Source organism: Micromonospora sp. M51 (assembly GCF_018070305.1).
Taxonomy (GTDB): domain Bacteria; phylum Actinomycetota; class Actinomycetes; order Mycobacteriales; family Micromonosporaceae; genus Micromonospora; species Micromonospora parva.
In genome coordinates this window covers 1-10,717 of record NZ_JAGPXZ010000139.1, presented here as the reverse complement: position 1 = coordinate 10,717, position 10,717 = coordinate 1, and the positions used below count along the sequence as shown (strand labels likewise).

10 protein-coding genes are annotated in these 10,717 nt (G+C 71.9%); 6 read left to right on the top strand and 4 right to left on the bottom strand.

Annotated elements, in window-relative coordinates; translation table 11 throughout:
- The first annotated feature begins 35 nt into the window (after positions 1-35).
- Positions 36-851: a peptidylprolyl isomerase gene (locus KBX53_RS10490; RefSeq protein WP_210858876.1), complete on the top strand. Its 816-nt coding sequence runs from the start codon at positions 36-38 to the stop codon at positions 849-851.
- A gap of 120 nt (positions 852-971) precedes the next feature.
- Here KBX53_RS10490 and KBX53_RS10485 read toward each other — a convergent pair whose 3' ends face one another.
- Entirely contained in the window at positions 972-2,009 is a 1,038-nt protein-coding gene (locus KBX53_RS10485) for a LacI family DNA-binding transcriptional regulator (RefSeq protein WP_030332410.1), read from the bottom strand.
- Between the two features lie 319 nt (positions 2,010-2,328).
- Here KBX53_RS10485 and KBX53_RS10480 point away from each other — a divergent pair, with 319 nt between their 5' ends.
- Both KBX53_RS10480 and KBX53_RS10475 read left to right on the top strand, forming a co-directional pair.
- A complete protein-coding gene (locus KBX53_RS10480) occupies positions 2,329-3,165 on the top strand; it encodes a M15 family metallopeptidase (protein WP_309140746.1) in 837 nt (278 codons plus the stop codon).
- A gap of 43 nt (positions 3,166-3,208) precedes the next feature.
- Entirely contained in the window at positions 3,209-3,715 is a 507-nt protein-coding gene (locus KBX53_RS10475; protein ID WP_210858867.1) for a DinB family protein, read from the top strand.
- 7 nt (positions 3,716-3,722) lie between these two features.
- Here KBX53_RS10475 and KBX53_RS10470 read toward each other — a convergent pair whose 3' ends face one another.
- Entirely contained in the window at positions 3,723-4,910 is a 1,188-nt protein-coding gene (locus KBX53_RS10470; RefSeq protein WP_209444556.1) for a spore photoproduct lyase family protein, read from the bottom strand.
- A 157-nt stretch (positions 4,911-5,067) separates the two neighbouring features.
- Between KBX53_RS10470 and KBX53_RS10465 the strand changes: the two genes are divergently transcribed.
- The 3 genes from KBX53_RS10465 (at position 5,068) to KBX53_RS10455 (ending at position 8,295) form a co-directional block, all read left to right on the top strand.
- Positions 5,068-6,378, top strand: coding sequence for an RICIN domain-containing protein (locus KBX53_RS10465; RefSeq protein ID WP_307857879.1), 1,311 nt, complete (start codon positions 5,068-5,070; stop codon positions 6,376-6,378).
- Positions 6,379-6,399: 21 nt separating this feature from the next.
- Positions 6,400-6,606: a hypothetical protein gene (locus tag KBX53_RS10460; RefSeq protein WP_030332419.1), complete on the top strand. Its 207-nt coding sequence runs from the start codon at positions 6,400-6,402 to the stop codon at positions 6,604-6,606.
- Between the two features lie 489 nt (positions 6,607-7,095).
- Complete coding sequence (locus KBX53_RS10455) at positions 7,096-8,295, top strand: RtcB family protein (RefSeq protein WP_210858866.1); 1,200 nt, start codon at positions 7,096-7,098, stop codon at positions 8,293-8,295.
- Positions 8,296-8,336: 41 nt separating this feature from the next.
- Here the strand turns inward: KBX53_RS10455 and KBX53_RS10450 are convergent, their stop codons facing one another.
- Both KBX53_RS10450 and KBX53_RS10445 read right to left on the bottom strand, forming a co-directional pair.
- The gene (locus KBX53_RS10450; RefSeq protein WP_210858865.1) at positions 8,337-9,128 is read right to left on the bottom strand and encodes a maleylpyruvate isomerase family mycothiol-dependent enzyme; all 792 of its coding nucleotides are present in this window, start codon (positions 9,126-9,128) and stop codon (positions 8,337-8,339) included.
- 108 nt (positions 9,129-9,236) lie between these two features.
- The coding region (locus tag KBX53_RS10445) for an MFS transporter (protein ID WP_247675416.1) at positions 9,237-10,717 on the bottom strand (1,481 nt) is incomplete at its 5' end.

Here is a 10,717-nt window from a genome sequence, read left to right as displayed (position 1 = left end):
TCCCTGTGCCGAGTGAACCCGAACCGCGCCCCGCAGTGGCGGCACCCCGCCGGCCGGTGCGCGCCCTGACCCGCCTCGCGGGGGTGACAGTGCTCGCCGGGGCGCTGGTCGTCGGAGCGTCCGCCACCGCGCTCGCCGCGCCGGCCCCGGCGGCCGACGCGGTGCGCGTGTCCGCAGCGCCGCCCACCGCCGCCGACGCCGCCAGACCGCCGCGCACCACCCACGGCCCGTGCGCGTACACCGAGACCCCGGACGAGCCCGCGGCCCGACCGGTGCCGTTGCCGCCCGACCCGCGCCGCACCCCGGCCCGGGGCAGCGTCCGGGTGACCCTGGCGACCAACCACGGGCCGATCGGGTTGACACTGGACCGGGCCGCCGCGCCGTGCACGGTGCAGAGCTTCCTGCACCTGGTCAGCAAGCGTTTCTACGACCGCACCCCGTGTCACCGCCTCACCGCGTACCCCACGCTGAGCGTGTTGCAGTGCGGTGACCCGTCCGGAACCGGCGAGGGCGGCCCGGGCTACCGGTACCGCGACGAACTGCCGACCGACCTGCCTCCCGCGCCCACCGACCCGACCGGGGAACGCCGGGTGTACGCCCGGGGCGTCCTCGCGATGGCGAACGCCGGGCCGGACACCAACGGCAGCCAGTTCTTCCTGGTCTACGCCAACTCCGCGCTGCGCCCGAACTACACGATCTTCGGCGAGGTCGACGCGGCCGGCCTGGCCACCCTCGACCGGATCGCCGCCGGGGGAGTGGCGCCGACCGCCGAGGACCCGGCACCGGTCGACGGTGCGCCAGCACTGCCGGTGACCATCCGCAAGGCGGTCCGCTGGCACCACCACCACTGACCGTGCGGCGCGGTGGGTGACCGTCGGTCGCTCACCGCGCCCGGGCCGGCCACGACCTGGCCGGAACTTTCCGGAACGGACCGGAACCGGTCCAACCGGTTTCTGCGGCAGGTCCGGCCGTCACGCCGAGGCGGGTGACCCGGTCGGCGGGGCGGTGGTGCTGTCGCGCACGACAAGTTCGGTGGCCAGTTCCACCCGGGGCGAGTCGATGCCCTCGCCCTGGGCGAGGCGGAGCACCGTCCGGGCTGCCAACCGTCCCATCTCGACCAACGGCTGGCGAACGGTGGTCAGCGGCGGGGACGCCCAGCGGGCCTCCGGCAGGTCGTCGAAACCCACCACGCTCACGTCGTCCGGGACGCGCAGCCCGCGGCGGCGGATCGCCTCGTAGACGCCGAAGGCCATCTGGTCGCTGGCGGCGAAGATGCCGGTCGGCGGGTCGGCGAGGTCGAGCAGCGCGGTCCCGCCCGCGAACCCGGAGGCGTGGTAGAAGTCGCCCGGGTAGATCAGCGCGTCGTCGACCGGCACGCCGGCGGCCTCCAGCCCGGCCCGGTAACCGTCGAGTCGCGCCCGGCTGCACAGCAGATGCGTCGGCCCGGCCACGAAACCGATGCGCCGGTGCCCGACGGCGAGCAGGTGTTCGGTGGCGGCGAGCCCGCCGGCCCAGTTGGTCGCGCCGATCGTCGGCACGTCCATGGCCGGCACGCCGGCCGGGTCGACGACCACCACCGGCACGTTGAGGCGACGCAGCTGCGCGTGCAGCGGCGCGCTGAGGTGCGAGGTCACGAAGATGACGCCGTCGGTGGCCCGGGTGCGCAGGTTCTGCAACCACTGCCGGGCCGCGGTGGGCTGCCGGTGGATCGCGGAGACCACGGTGCCGACACCCGCCCCGTGCCCGACGTCCTCCACACCGCGGATGATCTCCACGGCCCAGGGGCTGTCCAGGTCGTTGAAGACCAGGTCGACCAGGCCGGCGCGGCGGACGCTGCGGCTGGTCCGACGCCGGTAGCCGTGGTGGCGCAACAACTCCTCGACCCGCTCGCGGGTGTCCGGGGCCACATCGGAGCGTCCGTTGAGCACCCGTGACACGGTCGGCACCGACACCCCGGCCTCCCGTGCGATCGCGGTGATGGTCACCCTGCGTCCGTCGTCCGCGCCCACCCGCGTCTCCTTCACCGAGCCGGAGGAACGACCAGAAGTCGTCGTCCACCGTGTGTCCCGAAACGGCGTGCCCGTTCCACGGGTCATCTTGCCTCACCGATGGGGTTTGACGACATGCCAGGTCGACCGAAGCTTGGCTGGAGTTGCGGAAAACTTCCGGAGCTTTTTCGCCAACTTTCGTTGATTGCGTCGACAAATGGCTCCAGGTGGAATCGACTTTCGTGGATTCGCAGTGTCCGGCGGCCGGGGGCAGGGCGACTTCGCGCACCGCGAGCGGATCCTGGGACAGCGGCCCTGGCTGGGCTGATAGACAGGACTGGTGCGTCACCGCCTGGCCGTCATCGTCGCGCTCGTCGCGCTGCTCGCCGGCTGCTCGCGGGCGGAGCCCCGACCCGCGCCGACCGGGCCGCAGCCCACGTCGGCGAGCCCCACCCCCGCGCCGACCCCGTCCGGGGCACCCCCGCTGCCGGGGTTCGTGGTGCTGACGGACGTCGACCCGCGCATCCACGGCGACATCCGCTACGCCACGGCGCACAACTTCGTCGGCCGGCCGATCACCGGCTACCGGGAGCCGCTGTGCCTGCTCACCCGGCAGGCGGCCCAGGCGCTGCGCCGCGTACAGGACGCCGCGCTGGCCAGCGGACACAGCATCAAGGTGTACGACTGCTACCGTCCGCAACCGGCGGTGGACGACTTCGTGGCCTGGTCGAAGCGCCCCGACGAGCAGCAGACCAAGGCCGAGTTCTACCCGGACCTCGCCAAGAACCGGCTCTTCGCCGACGGCTACATCGGGGCGCCCACCGCGCACAGCCGCGGCAGCACCCTGGACCTGACCCTTGTCGACGATCCCGCCGCCAGCCAACCCCCGTACCGGGTCGGGCAACCGCTGGTCGCCTGCACCGCGCCGCGCGCCCAGCGCTTCGCCGACAACAGCATCGACATGGGTACCGGCTTCGACTGTTTCGACCCCCGGGCGCACACCGCCGACCCCTCAGTCACCGCGACGGCGCGGGACAACCGGCAGTTGTTGCGGCGGCTGATGACCGACGCCGGGTTCGTCAACTACGACCGGGAGTGGTGGCACTACAGCCTGCGCGACGAGCCGTACCCGGACACGTTCTTCGCCGCCCCGGTCGCCCGATCCTCGGTCGGCTGACCCAGGCCGGACCCCGCAGCCGCCGTCCGGCATGATCGTTTCAATGACCACCGAACGGATCGGCCCCCCGGTTACCGGCGACGAGCGGGAGACGCTGCGCGCGTTCCTCGACTTCCACCGCGCCACGCTGGCCCTCAAGTGCGAGGGTCTCTCCGACGGGGACCTGCGCCGGCAGTCGATGCCGCCCTCCACCCTGTCCCTGCTCGGCCTGGTGCGACACATGGCCGAGGTGGAGCGCGCCTGGTTCCGGCGGGTCATCGACGGCGAGGACATCCCGCTGGTGTGGTCGGAGACCGGCGACTTCCAGCAGGCGTACGACGCCAGCTCGGCCACCCGGGCCGAGGCGTTCGACGCCTGGGAGCGTGAGGTCGCGCACGCCCGCCGGATCGAGCGGTCCGCCGCGTCGCTCGACGTGACCGGCCGCAACGCCCGCTCCGGCGAGACCGTGTCACTGCGGCTGGTGATGCTGCACCTGATCCACGAGTACGCCCGACACAACGGCCACGCCGATTTTCTCCGCGAGGGCATCGACGGCGCCGTCGGCGTCTAGCCCGGGGTCAGGTCCAGTAGAGGATCCGGCAGGCCGGGACGCGGGCGGTCAGCTCGGTGGTGAACCAGTCGCGCAGCTCGGTCATCTGCTCGCGGGGGTAGACGTACTTCACCGCGCCGAACTTGCCGTGCTTGCGGCTGCGGGACTCCTCGTCCATCTCCAGCCGGGTACGCGGGTACCAGCCGAGCAGCACCTCCTTGCTGCCCGGCGTGAACCGGTGGGTGATCAGCTCGGCGGTCAGGTCCACATCGGGCACCCCGTCGACCGCCGCGCGGACCTGGTCGAGCAGGTCGCCGTAGTGCTCCCGCCAGTCCGGCAGCGCGATGATCGGCGCGATGGTCAGCCCGACCGGGTAGCCGTCGAGGGCGAGCCGGCGCAGCGCGGCCAGTCGGTCCGGCACCCGGGCGGTGCCGCCCTCGAACCGTTGGCTGACCGGGGCGCAGTTGACGCTGAAGCGGACCCGGGTCCGGCCGGCGTGCGGCAGGCCGACGAAGGTGTCCACGTCGGCGTACTTGGTGGTCCAGCGCAACTGCACGGGGGCGTCCCAGTCGGCGAAGTGCTGCACCGCGCGCCGCCAACTGCCGGTCAGGTGCTCAAGGGCGAGCGGGTCGGTGTAGCAGGACGCCTCGAAGGTGGTGCCCTCGTCGGCGCGCCGCGCGTTGCGGCTGGTCACCGTACCGCGCCCGGCGTACGCGGCCAACCCGGCGAGGATGTCGTCGAGGTCGGCGTACACCCGGGTCACCGGTGGGCCGGACAGGGATCCGGCGAGGTAGCAGTACTGACAGTGCGCCGGGCAGCCCTCGGCCAGGTCGACCCGCCAGTCCGCGCTGGGCGCGATGGGTTGCAGGACACGCCGCGAGGGTGGGCTCACCACGATCGCCATTGTCGACTTGGCCCGCGCGTAGGTTTCCCGGTCGGTCTGCCCGCGTACCCCGGTGAGCCGGTTGGCGCGCAGGTGTTCCACCTCGATGCCGAGTGCCCGCACCCGTTCGACGATCCGTTGGCCGTGCGGGTGGTCGAGCGCCGCGGGGGTGGCCACCACCCGGCTCGGGGTCCAGCGGCGCGCCGACCGGGTCGGCGGCGCGAGGCCGGCCAGGTCGCGGATCGGCACATGTTCGCCGCTGGCGTCGTGCGGCGCGGCGGGCACGTCCACGGCGAGCGGCGTGTCGACGTCGACGGCGTCCGGGCTGGTCATCCGGCGGGGGTACCCGTTGCCGGAGGAATCCCACCCGTTCGGGCGATCGGCGATTGACGCGATCTGGTCAGAGGAATAACCTTTCGTCTATCTGTAAACCTTGTGAACAGATGTACCTCGACGCGGCGGCGCGCGTCCCCACCGAAGGGACGATCAGGTGATCGCAGAACTCTCCTCCCGTACCAGAAGGATCCTGTCGTTGTTCGTCGCCCTGGTCGTCGCCTTGACCGCCGGTGTCGCTGTCAGCGCCTCGCGCAGTGCGCAGGCCGCGCCGACGTTCAAGGTCCTGGCCTTCTACAACGGCACCTGGGACGCCGCGCACATCGACTTCGTCAAGGACGCCCGGGCCTGGTTCCCGCAGGCCGCCGCCCAGTACGGCTTCTCCTGGGAGGCCACCAACAACTGGGGCCTGCTGAACACCGCCAACCTGGCCCAGTACAAGGTCGTCATGTTCCTTGACGACGCGCCGCCCACCGGGCAACGCGCCGCGTTCCAGCAGTACATGCAGAACGGCGGAGCGTGGTTGGGCTTCCACGTCAGCGCGTGGACCGACAACCCGTCGAGCTGGAGCTGGTACTACAACACCTTCCTCGGAACCGGGGCGTTCCAGACCAACACCTGGGGGCCCACCCGGGTCACCATGCGCGCCGACAACCGCACCCACCCCGCCACCCGGAACCTCCCGGCGACCTTCCCGTCCTCGATCAGCGAGTGGTACTCCTGGAGCAACGACCTGCGGCAGAACCCCAACATCGACATCCTGGCCTCGGTCGACCCGTCCAGCTTCCCGGTCGGCACCGACCCCAACCAGTCCTGGTACGGCGGCTACTACCCGCTGGTCTGGAGCAACCGGCAGTACAAGATGCTCTACGCCAATTTCGGGCACAACGCGATGAACTACAGCACCAACACCGGGCTGTCCTCCACCTTCGACAGCCCGCAGCAGAACCAGCTGCTGATCGACGGGCTGCACTGGCTCGCCGGTGCCGGCACCGTCCCGCCGACGACGCCCCCGCCGTCCGACGGCACGATCTCGCCGACCGCCTGGCACACGGTGGTCAACCGGGGCAACGGCAAGTGCGTGGACGCGCGGGCCGCGGCCAGCGCGAACGGCACCGCCATCCAGCAGTACGCGTGCAACGGCAGCGCCGCCCAGCAGTACCAGTTCGTGCCGACCAGCGACGGGTACCTGCGGGTCAACAACCGCAACAACAGCGCCCAGGTGCTCGACGTGACCAACAGGTCGACGGCCGACTCGGCGCCCATCCAGCTCTGGTCCTACAGCGGCGGCAACAACCAGCAGTGGCGGGCCGAGCCCGAGGGCGGCGGCTACTACCGCCTGGTCAACCGCGGCAGCGGCAAGTGCCTCGACGTGCCGGGAGCGTCGACGGCGGACAGCGTCCAGCTCATCCAGTACGCCTGCAACGGCACCGCCGCGCAGTCCTTCCGGGTGGTGCCCGTGTCGTAGCCCGGCGGTAGCTTCGCGGCCATGGCGATTCCCGACCTGCTGCCGATCGCGCACGAGCCCGACTACCGCGCCAGCACCATCGGCCACTACGACAAGGGCCAGTTCTTCGGCTCCGTCACCGCCACCCTCACCGACGGTGCCGGAGCCGAAGCGGCCCGCCACCCGACGGCCACCGCCACGAGGCCGTGCCCCGGGCTACGGGTGTCCGCGTCGGCGAAACTCGTCTGATCGCGCTCGAACAATGATGTGGTGGCCTCGTCGCATCCTGAGGGCCCTCTTTCCTGGATCGAGCACGATCTTGAGCCGCTCGGGCCGACGCCCGAGCCCAGGGCGACCGGCGCGCAATATCCTTTGCGGACAGGCCGCGGCCCGCCTACCGTCATCGAAGCAAGGTCAACCGATCAGACCCCGGGGAGTACGCCGTGTCGCAGCGCGACCGCACCACGACCATCTGGCGCACGCCAGGTGCGGGTGCCGGGTTGCCCTCGGGCGCACGGTGCCGGTATCTCGGTCAGCCCACTTGTCTCGGTCAGCTCGCTGAGGGCCGGCGACCAGGGCGACGCCACCGCTGACGCCAACGCGTCCGGTGTCGCCGCCCACCCCTGCGGGTCGGGCGGTCTTTTCGTATCCGACGAACTTCCGCGCCCGGCCTTCCGGTACGCGATCATTTCCGGTCACCATGCGACGTTGGTGCCGGCACGACACAAGGAGACCACGATGGGATTCACCCCGCTCGCTGGTACCCGGGCACCGGTCCGGGTCTGGACCGACCCGTACGCCATCGAGCCGCAGGCCGCCAAGCAGCTGCGCAACATCGGCGCGCTGCGGTGGGTGCAGGGCGTCGCCGTCATGCCCGACGTGCACTTCGGCAAGGGCGCCACGGTCGGCTCGGTGATCGCGATGCGGCAGGCCGTCTCCCCGGCCGCGGTCGGCGTCGACATCGGCTGCGGGATGTCGGCGGTGCGGACCTCGCTGAACGCCGCCGACCTGCCTGACGACCTGGCCGGGCTGCGCTCCGCGATCGAGGCCACCATCCCGGTCGGCTTCGCCCAGCGCACCGACCCGGTCGACCCGCGCCGGATCCGGGGCCTGGAGCAGGCCGGCTGGGCCGACTTCTGGGGCCGGTTCGCCGGCCTGGACCGACGGGTGGCGCAGTTGCAGACGCGGGCGCAGCGGCAGATCGGCACCCTCGGCGGGGGCAACCACTTCATCGAGGTCTGCCTGGAGCAGGGCGGCGCCGACGAGGGCCGGGTCTGGCTGATGCTGCACTCCGGGTCCCGCAACATCGGCAAGGAACTGGCCGAGCGGCACATCGCCGTGGCCCGGGGGCTGCCGCACAACGCCGACCTTCCGGACCGGGACCTGGCGGTGTTCCTCGCCGGGACGCCCGAGATGGACGCGTACCGGCGGGACCTGTTCTGGGCGCAGGAGTACGCGCGGCGCAACCGGGCGGTCATGCTGGCCCTGCTCTGCGGCGTGGTGCGTGAGCACTTCCCGCAGGTCGGCTACGACGAGCCGATCAGCTGCCACCACAACTACGTCTCGGAGGAGAGCTACGACGGGGTGGACGTGCTGGTGACCCGCAAGGGCGCGATCCGGGCCGGCCGGGGTGAGCTGGGCATCATCCCCGGGTCGATGGGCACCGGGTCGTACATCGTGCGGGGGCGGGGAAACCCGGACGCGTACTGCTCGGCGTCGCACGGCGCGGGGCGTCGGATGTCCCGGGCGCAGGCCAAGCGGACGTTCAGCACCGCGGACCTGGCCGCGCAGACCGCCGGGGTGGAGTGCCGCAAGGACGCCGGGGTGGTTGACGAGATCCCCGGCGCGTACAAGGACATCACCGAGGTGATGGCCCAGCAGGAGGATCTGGTCGAGGTGGTCGCGCACCTCAAGCAGGTGGTCTGCGTGAAGGGCTGAGACACCGCGCGGGCCGGATCACCGGCCCGCGCGGCACCGTCTCAGAAGCCGACGAAGACCCGGCGCAGGTCGTCGAGGGTCACCGAACCGGTCACCAGCACCCCGTCGGGGGTGTGCTGGGGACCCAGCCGTCCGGTGGCCAGCCGCAGCCACGCCTCGGCCGGCGCCACCAGCTCGCCGTCGGGATGCTCCGGCGCGTCGACGATCTCGACCTGCTCACCCAGCCGCAGCCCGAACGTCCGCTCGGGCGCGTGCAGCCGGACCAGCAGGGTGGCCCCCCGACCGTCCAACTCATGCGGTCGGCTGGTCCAGGCCAGCATGCCGCCGATCTGGTCGAGCAGCAGCGCCACCGCCCCCGGCGTCACCGCCGCGAACCTGTTGAACGCCACCTCGGCGTCCCACTGGTGCAGGGCGAACTCACTGAGCCGGAACCGGGCCGCGGTGGCCACGTCGACCGGCTCCGGCAGGAAGCCGAGGTCGACCCGCATCGAGGCCCGGCTCTCGGCGTCCAACGCCTCGTACGCCTCGACCAGTCGTTCGTTGCTGGCGAGGAAGCCGGCGGCGTGCTCGGCCGGGGACATCGCGTCCCAGCGGGCCCAGACGCCACGGTTGAAGTCCCCGTCCGGGCCGGGCGTGCCGGTGCGGGCCGCCTCCAGCGTCGCCAGGTTGATCTCGGCGCCGCTGCCCAGGTGGCTCAACACCTGCGACACCTGCCACTCACTGGCCCCGGACGGGCGGAGCAGGTCGTCTTCCTTGAGGTCCCGGACGAGCGCGGCGAGCTCCTCGTGGCCCGCGCGCAGAGCGGTGATGATCTGGTCAGCAGGGGTCGACATGGGTCTCCTCAACGGATTTTCGACGATGATCGGGACGTTACCGGACGTGGCCACCGGCCGGCCCACCCCAGGCTCGGGGCGCTCCGGCCGGCGGCCACGGCGGTCAGCTCAACCCATGTGCACGGTGTTGCCGGTCGGGACGTCCTCCTTGCGGACCTTCACCAGGACCAGTGTGGCCAGCCCGGCGAGCACGATCAGCGCCGCGCCCCAGGCAAAGGCCACCCGGTAGCCGTGCACCAGCGCCTCGACCTGGTTGACCGGGTTCGGCGCCCGGCCGACCAGGTAGGCGGCGACCGCGCTGGTGTAGAAGGTGTTCAGCAGCGCGGTGCCGAGCGAGCCGCCGATCTGCTGGGTGGCGTTGAGCGTCGCGCTGGCCGCGCCGGCGTCGTGCTCCGGCACCCCGACCAGGGCGAGGCTGGACAGCGGGACGAAGGTGAAGCCCAACCCGAGGCCCAGGACGACCTGCGCGGGCAGCAGGTGGGTGAGGAACGGGGTGTCCACGTCGATCTGGGTCAGCACCAGCATGCCCAGGGCGGCGAGCGCCGAACCGGCGACCATCAGCGGCTTGGCCCCCACCCGGGGCATCAGCTGGCTCGCGCCACCCGCGGCGATCAGCACACCGGCGGTGACCGGCAGGGAGGCGAGACCGGCCTCCAGGGGCTTGTACTGCAACACCACCTGGAAGTAGAAGGTCAGGAAGAGGAACGCCCCGAACAGGCCCGCGCCGATCAGCGTCGAGGTGAGGAACGCCCCGCCCCGGTTGCGGTCCAGCAGGATCCGCAGCGGCAGCAGCGGGTGGCTGGAGCGCAGTTCGATCACCACGAACGCGGCGAGCAGCAGCACGCCCGCGGCGATGAAACCGAGCGTCGCGGTGGCGTCCCAGCCGTCCTCGGCGGCCTTGGTGAAGCCGTACACCAGGGAGACCAGGCCGGCGGTCACCACGATCGCACCGGGTACGTCGTAGCGGGTGTTGCCGTGGGCCCGGCTCTCCGGCACCAGCGGGAGGGCGAGGGCGATGGCGATCGCGGCGACCGGGATGTTGACCAGCAGGCACCAGCGCCAGTCGGCGTACTCGGTGAGCACCCCGCCGAGCAGCAGACCGACAGCCGATCCACCGCCGGCGATCGCGCCGTACACCGCGAAGGCCTTGGCCCGCTCGGTGGTCTCGGTGAAGAGAACGGTGAGCAGCGCCAGCGCGGCCGGGGCGAGCAGCGCGCCGAAGGCGCCCTGCAACGCGCGGGCGGCGAAGAGCATCTCACCGGTGGTGGCCAGACCGCCCAGGGCCGAGGCGAGCGCGAAACCGGTCATGCCGACGATGAAGGTGCGCTTGCGCCCCCAGTAGTCGGCGATGCGACCGCCGAGCAGCAGCAGACCGCCGAAGGCCAGCGTGTAGGCGGTGATCACCCACTGCCGGTTCGCGTCGGTGATCCCCAGGTCGGCCTGGGCCTGCGGCAGTGCGATGTTCACGATGGTGGCGTCCAGGACGACCATCAGCTGTGAGACCGCGATGACCGCCAGCGCGATCCAGCGCCGCGGATGCGGGGCGCCGGTCGACACCCCGGCGTTGGGCGCGCCGGGGGCGGTCGAGG